10 protein-coding genes are annotated in these 15,395 nt (G+C 57.5%); 8 read left to right on the top strand and 2 right to left on the bottom strand.

Annotated features, from left to right (window positions below):
* Positions 1 to 56: 56 nt before the first annotated feature.
* Positions 57 to 1,421: a DEAD/DEAH box helicase gene (locus tag AB1Z34_RS00280; RefSeq protein ID WP_049191109.1), complete on the bottom strand. Its 1,365-nt coding sequence runs from the start codon at positions 1,419 to 1,421 to the stop codon at positions 57 to 59.
* 94 nt (positions 1,422 to 1,515) lie between these two features.
* On the opposite strand from AB1Z34_RS00280, the gene AB1Z34_RS00275 reads away from it, so the two are divergent.
* The 7 genes from AB1Z34_RS00275 (at position 1,516) to AB1Z34_RS00245 (ending at position 13,832) form a co-directional block, all read left to right on the top strand.
* Positions 1,516 to 1,740, top strand: coding sequence for a DUF3107 domain-containing protein (locus AB1Z34_RS00275; protein WP_042388469.1), 225 nt, complete (start codon positions 1,516 to 1,518; stop codon positions 1,738 to 1,740).
* The gene (locus tag AB1Z34_RS00270) at positions 1,740 to 2,648 is read left to right on the top strand and encodes a DUF3152 domain-containing protein (protein ID WP_367157728.1); all 909 of its coding nucleotides are present in this window, start codon (positions 1,740 to 1,742) and stop codon (positions 2,646 to 2,648) included. Before AB1Z34_RS00275 ends, AB1Z34_RS00270 begins: the two co-directional genes overlap by 1 nt.
* A 9-nt stretch (positions 2,649 to 2,657) precedes the next feature.
* Positions 2,658 to 3,509 (top strand): TIGR02569 family protein, encoded by an 852-nt coding sequence (locus AB1Z34_RS00265; protein WP_049191104.1) that lies wholly within the window; start codon positions 2,658 to 2,660, stop codon positions 3,507 to 3,509.
* 103 nt (positions 3,510 to 3,612) lie between these two features.
* On the top strand, positions 3,613 to 6,963 hold the full coding sequence (locus AB1Z34_RS00260; protein WP_367157727.1) for an ATP-dependent helicase: 3,351 nt from the start codon (positions 3,613 to 3,615) through the stop codon (positions 6,961 to 6,963).
* A gap of 2 nt (positions 6,964 to 6,965) precedes the next feature.
* Positions 6,966 to 10,460 (top strand): ATP-dependent helicase, encoded by a 3,495-nt coding sequence (locus AB1Z34_RS00255; RefSeq protein WP_367157726.1) that lies wholly within the window; start codon positions 6,966 to 6,968, stop codon positions 10,458 to 10,460.
* 115 nt (positions 10,461 to 10,575) lie between these two features.
* Positions 10,576 to 11,643 carry a TrkA family potassium uptake protein gene (locus tag AB1Z34_RS00250; RefSeq protein ID WP_016422233.1) on the top strand — a complete coding sequence of 356 codons (1,068 nt, stop codon included), beginning with the start codon at positions 10,576 to 10,578 and terminating at the stop codon, positions 11,641 to 11,643.
* A 119-nt stretch (positions 11,644 to 11,762) separates the two neighbouring features.
* Complete coding sequence (locus AB1Z34_RS00245) at positions 11,763 to 13,832, top strand: ATP-dependent DNA helicase UvrD2 (RefSeq protein WP_255467789.1); 2,070 nt, start codon at positions 11,763 to 11,765, stop codon at positions 13,830 to 13,832.
* A 26-nt stretch (positions 13,833 to 13,858) separates the two neighbouring features.
* Here the strand turns inward: AB1Z34_RS00245 and AB1Z34_RS00240 are convergent, their stop codons facing one another.
* Positions 13,859 to 14,794 (bottom strand): TOMM precursor leader peptide-binding protein, encoded by a 936-nt coding sequence (locus AB1Z34_RS00240; protein WP_255467777.1) that lies wholly within the window; start codon positions 14,792 to 14,794, stop codon positions 13,859 to 13,861.
* Positions 14,795 to 14,862: 68 nt separating this feature from the next.
* On the opposite strand from AB1Z34_RS00240, the gene AB1Z34_RS00235 reads away from it, so the two are divergent.
* Positions 14,863 to 15,393 (top strand): YgjP-like metallopeptidase domain-containing protein, encoded by a 531-nt coding sequence (locus AB1Z34_RS00235; protein ID WP_016422236.1) that lies wholly within the window; start codon positions 14,863 to 14,865, stop codon positions 15,391 to 15,393.
* Positions 15,394 to 15,395: the final 2 nt, after the last annotated feature.

Below are 15,395 nucleotides of genomic sequence, written 5' to 3'. Positions count from 1 at the left end.
CTGTCGACGAGTGGTCGTGGCGAGAGGTGAGGCGGGGAGTTGGCACGCGCAGCGGCCTAGCTGCGACGATGAGAATTGGAGTGGCCGGCCCGCTTTGAGCTTCGTCCTTGGCCGCGATTGCGATGATGAGCCTGTGAGCGGTTGTTTCGCGGGCCTCTTCCGCCACGCCCGCGAGGTGGTCTGGAACCCAACACCGGGCGGGCTGGCCCGACCTTCTCATCGATCCCCTCGGGGATGTCTAGAGCTTCAGCGAGCTCGGGGGAGGTGGAAAACCACGTCGGAATCTCGGCCATGTCCAGGTCGAGAGCATCAGAAATAGCCTTCCACTTTGTGGTTTCATCCCAGCCGACGAGCGTAACGGCGACACCGCTGTGTCCCGCGCGGCCGGTGCGGCCGATGCGGTGGACATAGGTCATTTCGTCATCGGGCACCTGGTGGTTGATGACGTGGGTGACATCGTCGATATCGATACCGCGAGCCGCGACATCGGTTGCGACCAGGACGTCGACGTCGCCATTTCGGAACGCCGTCAGCGAGCGCTCACGTGCAGGCTGGCCCATATCGCCGTGGACGGCGGTGACCAGGAAGCCGCGCTCGCCGAGCTGCTCAGCAACCGAGGCGGCGCCGCGCTTCGTGCGAGCAAAAATGATGGTGCGACCACGACCGTTGGCTTGCAGGATGCGGGCAATGACCGAGACCTTATCCATCTGGTGCGATTGGAAAACAATCTGTTTAGTGGTCTCGTGGACTGTGGCCTCTTCCTCGCCTGATTCAGCGCGGATGTGCACCGGGCGATTCATAAAGGTACGTGCGAGAGTCAGAATTGGGCCCGGCATTGTTGCCGAGAAGAGCATGGTCTGACGTTCATCTGGCACCGCAGCCAGAATCTTCTCGATGTCCGGCAGGAAGCCCAAGTCGAGCATTTCGTCGGCCTCGTCGAGAACCAAAATCTTTACGCCTGACAGCTCTAGATTATTGCGCTGGTAAAGATCGATGAGACGGCCGGGAGTACCGACGATGATGTCCACACCGCGGTCTAGCTGTTCAATCTGTTCCTCATAAGGGCGGCCACCGTAAATAGTGCACACACGCAGATTGGTTGAGTGCGCAGCGCGGGCCAAATCCTCGCCGACCTGCACACATAGCTCACGGGTGGGGACGATGATGATTGCGCGGGCAGTGCCATCCGGTTCTGGAATGCGGGCGTCATCAAAGACGCGGTCAATAAGGGGGACACCAAAACCAAGAGTTTTTCCCATTCCAGTACGGGCTTGGCCGATAATGTCCGTGCCGTCGAGCGCCAAGGGCAGCGTCAGTTCCTGGATGGCAAATGTGCGGGTGATTCCTTCGTCGGCGAGTGCGTCGCAGATTTCCGCGGCGACCCCCAATTCGACGAATGTCGGGGACTGGGACTCTGCCACGGCGACTCCTTTGCTGTTTGTAACCTCACGTGACACGACGGCTTAATCGGTCTCTCTAATCCTAGCCGCTTTGGGAATGGTTATGATGTCACCTATGGACATCACTATTGGATTTGCAGACAATACGCGTGAGCTGAACATTGAAAACGTCGCTGGTGGTGAGGAGGTCAAGGCTGCGATCTCCCAGAAGCTGGCTGCTGGCGAAGGTGTGATTGAGCTCAGCGACGGCGCTGGTCAGGAGTACCTGATTAATGCTGACAAGGTCGCCTACGTCCGTACCGGTAATAACGCAGACCGTAAGGTTGGCTTCTTCGCCTAATGACGCAAGAACCCTTTCTCGTACGCATTGCAAGGAGTTGGGGGTGGCGAGCATATGCCATCCCTGTACTTGTGGTGCTCACAGTCATCATTCTCTTCGACATCTTCACTGCTGAAGATGATTCTTCAGGTTCCGGCACTGGCACTGTCGCCTCGCAGAGTGGCAATGGTCGCCCTGGTCCGGTGCCCGGTGAGGGATACGGTGATGGTTACGAGGGAGGGCAGTTGCCACCCGGTCCGGCCTTTGCCACGGAACCCTCGGGAAATTTTAAAGATGTCACCGTGGCGCATCCCCGTGTTGGGGAGGGGCGCGACAATGCGGTCAGGTATTCCGTGGAAATTGAAGACAACATTGATGTTCCTTCGATTGGTGGCGAGCGCGCCTTTGCAGAGACGGTGAACTCGATTCTGGCCGATCCACGTGGCTGGACAGCTAATCCAGATTTTTCTGTCGAGGCAGTGCCTCGCGACCAGGATCCGACGATTGTCGTGCAGCTTTCCGCGACTGGAACCGCACATCAGCTGTGCGGCAACACCTTGGGAATGGAGACCTCCTGTTACCTGTCTGGGCAGCGGGAAGGTGAGCCTGGGCGCGTGGTCGTCAGTATCGCCCGGTGGGTTCGAGGTGCCCTGCCTTTTGAGGGGGACCTGGGATTGTATCGCCAATACCTTATTAATCACGAGGTTGGTCACGGACTTGGGTACGCGGTTCACGAGCCCTGTCCGAGGGACGGCGGTATCGCGCCAATCATGATGCAGCAGACCCTGAGCGTGTCGAACGATGAACTGCACAAAATCGACAGCAGCGAGGTCTATCAGGTCGATGGTAAGACGTGTTCTGTCAACGGCTGGCCGTACCCATTTGGGGCGGACGACGATACGGCCGCACCGACTCAGAAAGCAAGGTAGTAGCAGATTATGATCGCCACTCCTCCCGACCGTGTTTTAGAGGCCTTTGGTGCCGAGGGCGAGCCGCATCGTGCCGGGCGAGCTTGGGACAATGGCTGGGTCTACGACGATTCCATTGTCCTTTCGCCGGTACATAATTCGGCGCAGGCGCTGTGGTCTGCAAAGGTTCGCAGTGCGCTAGATGTCGATGGCGTCCGAGTGGCGAAATCCGTGCGTACCAGTGACGGCCGCTTGGTTATTGCTGGGTGGCAGGCTCGTCATTTCATCCCGGGGGGATTCGCGCCACGTGCCGATGAAACCATTGTGGCCGCTGGTCGCGTGGAAGAGTCGCTTGCCAGTATTGAACGGCCACAGTTCCTCCTTGATAAAGAGCCCGATTACTTCGTCATGTGTAATCGCGCAGCTTGGGACTCTGACCCAATCGGCATCCTCGAGCAGCTTCTCGACGCGGATAGCGTCCCCCGCGCCGATTGTGCCGAGGCTCTCACGATCTCCGGTGATCTTCTCCAGCTGCGGGCAGAGATGGTTGTGCCAACGGAGCTTCTGCAGGTCTGTCACGCAGACCTCGTCGGCACGCTGCTTTACGACGGCACGGCCGCCCCGGTTCTCACCGATATCGTGCCAGCGTGGCATGTCCGTGGTTGGACAGCTGCCTTGGCGGCAGTGGATTGTCTGTCCATGATGGGGGCTGATGAGGAGCTACTGCGGCGCTTCGATCACCTGCCGGATTTCGGTCAGTTGCTCGTTCGTGCGATGTGTTATCGACTTTTTGTCCACGCTGTTAGTCCAGAATCGCAGCCGGGTGCGTATCGCGGTCTGTTCCGCGCGGCTTCGCTAGTTCGCGCGTTTGTGTCTAAGTAACGCCGGGCAGTATTTACGGGAGTTTTTGGGGTGGGGGTATTTTTCTCCTTATTTCGAATGGGTGTTCGAGTATCGGTCCGGAGGTTGTGCCACAATGGTGCACATGAACGTAGATGGAATGCCGAAGGTTCGGTTCGTCCAGGAGGAACCTCCTCGTCGTCGGCAGTGGTTGGGTACTGCGGTAGAGGCGCTTTTCCCTTCCCATAATCAGGCGCTCGTGGTAGAGAACAAGCTTGTAAACCAGTCTGTTGTGCGCGTTTTAGGCGGCCCAGGGACTGGAAAGAGTTCGCTGCTGGCAGATCTCGCGGTGGACTACATGCAGGCGGGCATTCCGGCGGACAGCATTTTGGTGGTGTCACAGTCAAAAGAGGCCGCTGCGGAATTGAGGCGGGATATTGACAGGCGTTTTTCCTCTGAACTGGGGGAAGGCGGTTCGGTCGGGGCAGGTCAAGGTGGCATGGTGCGTGCCGTGCATTCGCTTGCCTATGCAGTAGTACGTGATGCCGCTGTCAGTCGGGGAGAGCCTGAACCATCGTTGACCACTGGTGCACGCCAAGATGCTGTCGTGCGGCAACTTTTGGCCGGTCATGCGGAAGATGGTGGTGCGTATTGGCCAGAGCGGTTGCGCCCGGCTCTTCCGTTAGTCGGTTTTTCCCGTGCGGTTCGTGACTTTCTGCTGCGTGCAGCTGAGCGGGGGATTGACGCCCCGAGGCTTCAGCAGCTCGGCGTGGACTATGGCATTGAGTCGTGGTGTGCGGCTGGCAAGTTTATGGCGGAGTATCAGCAGACTATGCGGTTGGCGTGGGAGCCCAGCCTGAACGCTGCAGAGATTGTCTCTGCGGCATTGATGGAGCTGGATACAGACGCGCAAGCACTGGCTCGGTGGGGAAAGTCGGTGGTGCTGGTCGATGATGCTGAACACCTATCCCCGGAAGCTGCGCGTCTTGTGGATCGGTTTGTGTCGCAGGCGGCCGTAGCCGTCATTACTGGTGATGAAGATCAATCGGTATTCCATTTCCGCGGTGCTAATAATGACTATCTCCGGGGGACTGGTGAGGCCGAGTGCAAGGCAATCCACTTGCAGCAGTCTTACCGCTGTAACGCTGATATCGCGGATTTAGTCAACGCAGTTTCTCAGCGCTTGCCTAAGACTCCTGCATACCGTGGCATTGTCGGTTCAGCTGGGCCACAAGAAGCTAGTGAATCCGAAGTTGGAAACAACAGCGATACCGTCGCAGCGGAAAACTCGTACGCAGCTAAAAGTGCAGTAAAAATAGCTATTCATCCTTCTGAACGTGCACAGCGAGCCACAGTCGCGGACTACTTCCGGCGCCTTCATATTGACGAGGGAGTGGCATGGAAGGATATGGCGGTCATCGTCCGGTCCGGTGCAGGGGAGTCCTCTCTGTTCCGTGCGTTGTCGCGTGCGGGTGTGCCTGTGCAGATTGACCCAACGGACATCGTGCTAAGTCATCAGCGATTGGTGCGAGCGCTGATGGTGGCGTTGCGGGCAACTATGAACCAGCTCGATGACGTGGAGTGGGACGAGTTCCTCTCCGGCCCATTGGTCAACATGGATCCGATTGTCAAAGAGCGTCTGCTGCGCGGAATCCGAAAGGCCGACCTGTTCGGCGGGGCCGCGATGACTCAGCTCATCGGAATCTTGAAGGCAGAGGGACTCACAGCTGAACAGCTGGAGCTTATTGAGTCTCTGTCGCAGCGTGAACGTCAGGCGCTGCAGGTGCCGCTGGATCTGTTGAGCGCAGCTCGTGAAGCGTTGCGCGATGGTGTGGAAGCAACTTTGTGGGCAATTTGGCAGTCCACTGGTTTGGCAGACCATCTGGTGGCGGCATCGTTGCGCGGCGGTACAGCTGGCGCATCGGCTGACCGCGATTTGGATGCTGTGATGGCACTGTTCGACTTTGCTGGTGACCGTGTGGAGCTGAATCCAAAACTGACGGTTGACGGTTTTATCGCTTCTGTGGAAGAGCAGGAGCTGCCCATCGGCGCACGTGACCGTAGCGGGGTAGAGCGCGATGCCGTGCGCATTCTCTCAGCCCATGCGGCTCTGGGCAGGCAGTGGAAAGCAGTAGCAGTTGTCGGAGTCCAGGAAGGCCAGTGGCCCAGCCTCGGTGTGACTGGCTCGGTGATGAAGCAGAACGAGTTCATCGGTCTCGTTGATCACGGAATTGAGCCGCGGGAGTACATCAATTCCATGGCGGATGCGCTGGCGGAGGAACGTCGTTTGCTGCACGTCGCGGTATCACGGGCGAGCGACAGGGTACTGCTGACCGCAGTCGATTCTCCTGACGATGTTGGAGTTCCCAGTCCGTTTATTATCGAGCTCGTTGAAAAGCTCGGTAATTCGGTGACGGAGCTGGTGAAACAGTCGGAAGCATCGTCGTCTGCGCACGGAGTCGGGGCTACGGCTAATGAAGCAAACGCCGGCAATCCGGATGTTGCAGAGGCAGAAGATGTCGCATGGGCCGGTGAAGGCCTGCCACGGGTGCTCTCTGTGGAGTCACTGCTGGCAGAACTGCGTGCAGCCGTTGTGGACGATGCGGAGACTGAGACGCGGCGTCGACAAGCTGCACGTCAACTCGCGCGATTGGCGCAGGTTGAGGTTGCTGGCGCACATCCAGACACCTGGTGGGGGCTCCGTGCACCGTCGACTTCGAAGCCGGTAAATGACAAGAAGCCGATGAGGATCAATCCCTCCAAGGTGGAAGCAACCCTGAGTTGTCCGTTGAAGGCCATGTTGGATAAATCAGCACCGACATCGGCCATGTATCTGGGCTCTCTACTGCATCAGGCGGTAGAAGCAGTCGCCAAGGGAGTGACTGTGCCTGAGGCTCAGTCTGAGATCCGGCGTGTTTTTGGGGACCTGTCCGATGATCCGGAGTGGCGTAAGCGTACTGAGGAAGAGACCTGGTTGACCGGGCTGGAGGATTGGCAGCGGTGGATTGAGACTAAGAAAGATATCGGAACCGAGGTCCCAGTAAATGTCAACATCAACGATGACATCGTGATTGTCGGACGAATCGACCGGTTGATTGAAGACGCTGATGGTGCAGTTCAAATCGTCGATATTAAAACCGGTAAGACAGCGCCCTCCGGTAAAGAAGTAGAAGGACACGCACAGCTAGCTACATATCAGCTGGCGTTGTCGAAGGGGAAGCTCGTTGAAAGCGGAGATGGGCTTACTGTGGACAACGGCGAAGGCATTGAACAATCTGGGGCATACCTGGTATTTCCGCGAAAGTCACACAATAAGACCATTATCACTAGCCGAGAACAGTCAAAGCTCACGGAAGACAAGTTGGCTGACTGGGAGCGTCGCGTGGAGCAGGTAGCACGTGCGACGTCTGGCCCGCGTGCCTTGGCGCTCGCTGGTAATCATTGCAAGTTCTGCACGCTTTCGAAGGCGTGCCCGGCAGCAGAAGGGAATCGGTAGTCATGTCGGAGGAACGAACCATCATTGATCCCGTCACCCTGTCGGAGATGATGGGGCAGGACTTTCCGCCCACCCCGCAACAAGCGGCGGTAATCGGTGCACCGATGGAACCAATGCTTGTTGTCGCCGGTGCCGGTGCTGGTAAAACAGCGACAATGGCTGCCCGTGTCGTGTGGTTGGTCGCCAACGGCTTTATCCGCCCAGAAGAAGTTCTAGGTTTGACCTTCACCAGGAAGGCAGCGCGCGAGCTCGGCGTCCGTATCCGCCAACAGCTGAATGCCCTTGCTTCTTCCGCTGCATTTCGTGCACAAGCTTCACCAGAGGTGCTAGCAAGCCTCGAGGTCATTGCCCCAACCACGCTTACTTACGATGCCTATGCCTCTGAAGTCGTGAGCAATTATGGTCTTTTGCTGCCGACGGAGCCGGGGGTCACCATTATGGATGGCGCGACGCAGTGGCAGTTGGCCTGGGAAACAGCTCGCAATGTGACCGAAATTGATGTCGATATTGCGCCATCAACGCTGGCCAGTCGCATTATTGAGCTGGGGTCGAACATCGACTCAAACTTGTCTACCCCGCAGGCGATTCGCGAGGAAACCGAAGCGTTCATCAGCAATATTGAGCAGACCCCGCAGAAGGGTAAACGCGAGGGGCTAATTGGCGATCTACAGGGCATCGTCGATAAGCAGCGGGAGAGATTAGAGATTTTGCCGCTGGTAGAGCAGGTTCGAGCTCGGTGCAATGAAGAAAATGTCGCCACCTTCGGTATGCAGATGGCTCGGGCGGCCCGGCTAGCCACCGACTTCGCGGAAGTCGGGGAGGAGGAGCGGCGTCGCTTTAAAATCATCATGCTCGACGAGTACCAGGACACGTCGCACACACAGCGGCTGTTCCTGCGTGCGCTGTTCTCCGGTGGTTGTGTCACCGCTGTCGGCGATCCGATGCAGGCAATTTATGGCTGGCGAGGAGCAACGGCCGAAAACCTTGTGCAGTTTGTCAATGATTTTCCGCGGTCGGATGGACAGCCAGCGGAGAAAAAGCAACTGACCATTTCTTGGCGAAACCCGCAGTCAGTGCTGCAGCTTGCTAACGCAGTCTCCGACCGTGCTTTTGCGGGGCAGGCTCGTACGGTAGAGGCACTGGATGCGGGGCCAAAAGCAGGCCAGGGCGAGGTGCAGCTTGCTTTCACTGCAACCGGTGAGGAAGAAGTTGCATACATCGCAGATTGCATGGAGGCGCAATTACGCGAATGTGAAGCAGCTGGCAACAAGCTCGATGCCGCCATCCTGGTTCGGACAAATGCTGAATCGGCTGTCTATTTAGATGCACTGTCTGAGCGGGGTGTGCCTGCAATCATTGTAGGACTCGCTGGATTACTGCACTTGCCCGAGGTCATGGATATCACCTCGGTGATGAAGATATTGGTCGACCCCAGTTCAGACCAGGATGCTCTGCGTCTGCTACTCAGCCCACAGTTCAATTTGGGTGCCGCAGACGTGGAGGCACTTCGCACTCGTGTAGATCAGCTGGCAATCGCAGGAAAGGACGAGTTGGCCCGCAAGAAGGGCAACGTCGAAGAAACTTCAGACTCCTCACCGCTTTCCCAGCTCGCTCGCCAGTATGACAAGCTCGTGGAAGATGCCGAAGCAGCATCGTCCGCGGTGGGGCTGGGGCACGCCATCGCCGACCCGGATATTCGTTTTTACGACGGCACCCCGCTGGCGCGCGGCAGTGTGGAAAAAAATGGGCGGTTGGTCTGCAGCGAGTCACTGAACTACACAGATGAAGCAATGGTGCGCATCGCACAGTTGGGTGCAAGCCTACGAAAACTACGCCGGTTCTCGCTGAATAAGCCTCTGCCGGAACTGGTCGAGGACATCGCTACTGAGTTTGGAATTCGCGTAGAAGCAGCGGCTGGACAGTACGGTTCCGCTACCGCGATAACCAGGCCGACAACCGCACATCTGGATAGGTTTGTCGATATCGCTGCGACGTATTCTCAAAATATCTCGGACGATGTGACAGGGTTTTTGAACTATCTGGAATTCGCTGTCGAACACGATGATGGCTTGGAACGGGCACCTATGAACATGCCGGAAAACTGTGTCCAAATCATGACTATGCACAAGTCAAAGGGCTTGGAGTGGGAAACGGTTGCTGTTCCGGGCATCACCACTAGCAAGTTCGACAGAGTTGATTTGTCATCGTGGCTGACCAATTCAGTTCAGCTTCCTCCTGGCGCAATTACTCAAGTGGATCCGCTAACGGCTAGTGCAGAAACAACAGAGGATGCAACGCAGCTTGCAGCAGGCGATTGGGCTCCTGTCGCTGATTCTGTCGACAGCAACGCCCCCGAACTGGACATATCAGGCACCGATAACCAGACCGACCTCAACAAGGTGATCAAAGCCTACAAGGAAGAGCTGCGAGAAGTGGAGAGGGAAGAAAAACAGCGCCTCTTCTACGTTGCCATGACTCGCTCCGCGAAAAAGCTCATTGTCACTGCAAGCAGGCGGCCTAATCCGAGCTTGAAGAAACCCACCGACGTGTCGGCGGACTTCGCAGCCATCGCCACTCAATTCAGTGACTATGTGGTGTCGTGGACAGATGGGGAGGACCCTGAGGTAGAGGACACTGAAGTCGATTTGGACTGCGACACTGCGGTTGATGGGGTGGTCTGGCCCGTCGATACCCTGGGCAACCGCCGAGATAGTGTGCAGCGAGCAGCCGAAAGCGTCATGCGCTACATGGGCGAAGACCAGGATGAGCGCCCCATTGCAGGTGACCTGTCTGAGGTATGGGAAACGGAAACGACCATTCTCGTGGATGAAATCCTTCGAGCTAAGGCCGCGGAGATTCATCTACCAATGCCGACAAGCATGTCCACTAGCGAATACCAAGCGATGATTGCGGATCCGGTCGCGTTTGCTCGTCGGAAAGCACGCCCGGTGCCGTTTAAGCCAAACCGATTCGCGCGCCGAGGTACGGCATTCCACGCTTGGTTGGAGAATCGCTTCGGTGCACACAGTCTGCTGGACGATGAGGATCTCTTCGGGGATCAACTGGATGACTTCCTCGGCACAGAACAAGTCGCGTCCGAACGCGAACTGGAGAAATTGAAGGCGAACTTCGAGGCATCTGTGTGGGCTGACCGCACGCCAACGCATGTAGAGGTGCCGTTTGAAATTGCCATCGGGCAGAGGCGGGTCGTCGGCCGAATCGACGCGGTGTTTAACGACAACGGGAAGTGGAGCGTCATTGACTGGAAGACAGGCCAGATGCCGCGCGGAAAGGAAAGGGAAGTAGCGGCGCTACAGCTGGCGATTTACCGCCTGGCGTGGTCGGATAGGCTGCGCGAGATGGGAATGGAAACTGCCCCCGAAGACATTGAAGCCGGGTTCTTCTACGTTTCGGCAGGACGGACGCTAATACCAGATGAAGCGCTACTGCCAAGCAGGATAGAGTTAGACAGGAAAATGCGCGAGCTGATTGGATAATCATCTACGTATGTAACTGCCGCGTGGCCGTGGCCAGTTATCCAGGTGAAAGCAGCAGTTTGTATGCGCTATTTTTCACCGGGAGGAGTTTTCATGAAAGGCAGGCGAGGAGCGGTTGCGTAATCCAATTCGGAAATCTTCGGGATACGAAACCGGGCTCAATGATCTTCCCGGGCATGCACTGCTGGGAGTCATTGGCCTGCCTGAGTCCGCGCCGAAGAATCCTTGGCGGCTAATCATACGTCGTTTGAACTACGCCGTATTTTTGCTGCTGATTGCATCCGTCGTGGTCTACTACGACCGCAACGGATATACGGAGCCTCTCACCTTCATCGATGCGGTGTATTACTCGGCTGTCAGCCTGTCGACGACGGGTTACGGTGACATCACGCCGGTGACACAGAGGGCTCGATTACTCAATATTTTGATCATTACGCCACTGCGCGTGGCCTTCCTTGCTCTCTTGGTCGGTACTACTCTGACCGTTTTGACCCAAGAATCTCGGAAAACCCTGCAAATTCAGCGCTGGAGGAGACAGTTGCGCAACCACACCGTCGTTATCGGATACGGCACCAAGGGTCGTTCTGCCATTGCAGCTCTTCTCGCGGACGGCGTAGATCCGGCAGAAATCGTTGTTATTGATACGGACAAGGAAGCACTCGATCACGCTTCGAATCAAGGCTTGGCGACGGTGCATGGGTCGGCTACCAAATCCGATGTGCTGAAGTTAGCTGGTATTCAGCGTGCCCGCTCTATAGTCGTTGCACCGAACAAAGATGACACAGCGGTGCTGGTCACGTTGTCGGTCCGTGAGTTGGCGCCGGGTGCCTCAATTGTGGCCTCGGTGCGTGAATCAGAAAACCGCCACTTGTTGACGCAGTCAGGTGCAGACCAAGTGGTTATTTCTTCTGAAACCGCCGGCCGAATGCTGGGGCTGGCCACGGTGACTCCTTCGGTGGTTGAGATGATGGAAGACCTCCTGAGCCCGGATGAAGGATTCTCTGTTGCAGAGAGGCTGGTCACCGAAGAGGAAATCGGTGCCAGCCCACGGCACCTCGCGGATATTGCACTCGGCGTGGTGCGCTCGGGTGAGCTGTACCGAATTGATTCACCGGAGTGTGAGTCGGTGGAGCCAGGCGACCGGCTGCTGTACGTCCGCCGTGTCTACAGCAATGACGAATAGCACTCGACCAGTTTAAAAATGGGGTCTAACAACTTTTGACTTACTCAGAGGCGGATGTGAACAAACCGGATTATCTAGCTGGGCTGGATCCAGACCAGCGCGAGGCAGCAACGGCTCCGATGGGGCCGGTGTGCATTCTTGCTGGAGCCGGTACAGGTAAGACCCGAACAATTACTCATCGCATCAAGTACCTCATTGACCAGGGGTTTGTGCAGCCGCAGAAGGTATTAGCGGTGACATTTACCTCGCGTGCAGCAGGGGAGATGCGCGACCGCCTGGCAAAGATGGGAACGCCTGGAGTCCAGGCGCGTACTTTCCACTCGGCAGCTCTTCGCCAGCTGCGCTACTTCTGGCCCCAAGTCGCCGGTGATATGCCCTGGCAGCTGTTGGATGACAAGAAATTCCGTGTCGTCGCCCAAGCAGTACGCCGGGTGGGCCTGGACACCTCCAAGGAAACGATCCGCGATGTCATGGGCGAGATTGAGTGGGCGAAGGCCACTCTGGCCGGTGCGGATCAGTACCAGGCCGCGCTGCGGGAGCATGGGCGCACGGCACCTCTGTCTGCGGAAAAAATTGTCGATTGCTATCACGCTTACGAGGACATAAAAACCACTCCTGACGGGCTATTGCTTGACTTCGACGACCTGCTCATCCACACCGCCGGTGCGATGGAGAATTCCCGTGCAGTGGCGGAGGAATTCCGCAACCAGTATCGGTGCTTCGTCGTCGATGAGTACCAGGATGTCACCCCGTTACAGCAGCGAGTTCTCAACGCCTGGCTGGGAGACCGTGACAACCTCACAGTTGTCGGGGACGCCAACCAGACGATCTACTCCTTCACAGGGGCGACTCCGCAGTACCTAATGAACTTCTCTCGGGACTACCCGGAAGCCACAGTTGTCCGCCTGCAGCGGGACTACCGATCGACCCCACAGGTCGTCGAGCTGGCCAACAATGTCATCGGCCGTGCGCAGGGGCGTATCGCCGGCTCGCGGCTGAAGCTGATTGGGCAGCGTGAAGACGGCCCGGAGCCGACTTTTAACCAGTACGACGATGAGCCGATGGAAGCTCGCGCGACCGCGCGCAGCATCAAGCGACTTATCGACGTGGGTACGCCGGCATCGGAGATTGCCGTTTTGTACCGCATCAACGCACAGTCCGCAGTTTTTGAGCAGGCTTTGTCCGAGGTAGGAGTCGCCTACCAGGTTCGTGGCGGGGACGGTTTCTACCAGCGTCCCGAGATCCGCGATGCCATCGCTGCACTTGTGCGAGTTTCCCGTTCCTCACGGACTGTTCCGACATTGCAGGGCACGAATCTGTTGGATTTGGTCAAGCAGGTTTTCGCGGGTCTTGGCATGACTGACCAAGAGCCGGAAGGCGCTGGTGCCAGGGAACGTTGGCAGTCACTACGCGCCCTATTTGACCTGTGTAAAGACATCGTTCATGCCAACACCGAGGTCAATATCCAGGCGCTCCTCGGCCAATTGCACACCCGGCAGCAGGCCAAACATCCACCGACGCTGGATGGCGTGACGCTGGCTAGCCTGCATGCAGCCAAGGGGCTGGAGTGGGATGCGGTGTTCCTCGTTGGGCTTACCGACGGTTCGCTGCCTATCCAACATGCGCTGAATAAATTCGACCGTTCTCCTGCGCAGGGGGCGGAAGCCATCGAAGAAGAGCGCCGTCTGTTCTATGTCGGCATTACTCGAGCCCGCGAACATCTGGAGCTATCTTGGTCATTGTCGCGGACAGAAGGCGGCCGCAGGTCACGTCGCCGCACACGATTCCTCGATGAACTCGACATTGATGTCTCTGACTACTCGGCTGAGGCACAGCGAAGCTCAAGGAGCTCTAGTTCCCGCAGTAAGCGTCAGCAGTCCAAACAGTGCAAGGGCTGTACTAAGCCATTGCACACCGATGCCGAGCGGATCTCAGGGCGTTGTGAAGAGTGCCCAGTCAGTGCGGATCCTGCACTACTGGAAGCATTGCGTGCATGGCGCTTGGAAATGTCGAGGGAAATGACGGTCCCCGCATTCGTGATCTTCTCCGATGCGACCCTTCTGGCCATCGGTGAGCAGCAGCCGACTACGCCGGAGGAACTTCTGCAGATTCCCGGAATTGGAGAAGCGAAGCTCAATCATTTCGGCGAAGGCATCTTGGGAATCGTCAATTCTTTCGTGAATTCCTAGTCAGATTCTGCTCAAGGCACTTCGAATTACATGAACTGCATATGCGAGTTGCCATGACCACACACTGGGCACTGCGGGTGGGGAGCAACAGTAGTGCGGGTGATATCGAGGCTTTCCAGATCTATGCGCACCTCCGTTGCACATAGATCTGAGAGATCCGGCCGCCGCAGCTGCCCAACCAACAGTGGCACCGCTGTGTTCAGCCATTCCGGTGCGGCCACGGGCGTAAAAGTGCGAAGCTGTAGCGCAATCAGTGCCCGGACGGGGTCGTGGTCTCGTCGATAAGCTTCGAAACACATCGAGCAGGGCCCTTGACCTGGTTGAACAAGCGGCCCAAGAATCAGTGCCCCATCGCGGAAATGCGTGTGCAGATGCTCAATTCCACGATGAAACAGAGCGCGAACCAAGGGCATGCTCGGTACTTCCATGCCCGTGACCACCGCGAGCCCGATCTCTTCCGGTGTGGATTGAGATATTTTTAGCGTCGCATTGCGAGTGGGCGACATTGCCGTCGTCCAACTACCACAACCCGTGCGACGAAGCTCCTTTAAAAGTCCGGTGCGCAAGCTGTCCCGACCGATCAGCGTAATCCTCCGCCGTGTCGGTGGTTTTTGGACCAGCGCGGCTCGGTGAAGGTCGGAGATAAGTGCGGTAATGAACTGCGGTGACAGTTTGTCGTGACTGTCAGTAAAGGCCTCGCTTAAGGTGCTACCTCTATGAGCTGCAAGAAGCGCCGAGAAGACAGGCCCCGGCGGGGTGCCGTCGGAAAGCGGCAGAATCATGCTGCGCTCCGGTTCCACGCCGAACTGAATCCGCGCGCCTGGGCGCATGACAATCGGTACCTCCGGCCGCAGCGCGTAGTCCGTGGCAGGCGCGGCAAGTGTTTGTGCAGCGGGTGCGTGCGAACCTATTACGCCAGCCGTACCATCCCGCCCCCGAGACGTATCCCTGTATTCCCCCATAAAAATATCTTTTACCCCGGGGCCAGCTTTTACGCAATCGCAGCGCAGAGCATATACGCTTAAAAAGCATGAGCACCAAGCGACCTGAGTACGGCCCGGATGTTGAGGTTCGGCGCTCGAAGCGCCGCCGCCGTACTGTGTCCGCCCGCGCGGAGGGAAACCGGATCATTGTCATGGTTCCGGACGATCTCAGCGCCGCTGCGGAAAAACAGCAGGTCAATGAAATTGTTGCGCGAGTGCGGAAGAAAGTTGGCAGCAACCTGGATAATTCCGAGCTGGAGCGCCGCGCACGGCTGCTCTCTCGTACGGTGCTGGAAGATCGCCCGCGGTTCGAGTCAATCAAATGGGTCAAGAACATGTCGCGCAGGTGGGCATCCGTCACCGGCGGTGTCGATAGTCCTGGGCGCATTCGCATTTCGCACAGGCTTGCCGACGTCCCGGGGTACGTCCTCGACGATGTCATTGTGCACGAACTGGTGCACACTTTCGTCGACGGTGGTCATACCGAAGAGTTCTGGTATTGGGCGGCAAAAGCCCCGTACCACGAACGGGCACGGGGCTATTTAGAGGCGTATCAACGCTGGGGAACCCAGAGCTAACT

The organism is Corynebacterium sp. 045007 (assembly GCF_040743205.1).
Classification (GTDB): Bacteria; Actinomycetota; Actinomycetes; order Mycobacteriales; family Mycobacteriaceae; genus Corynebacterium; species Corynebacterium jeikeium_D.
Note: the sequence above shows the minus strand (reverse complement) of the source record. Positions and strands in the feature narration are given on the sequence as shown.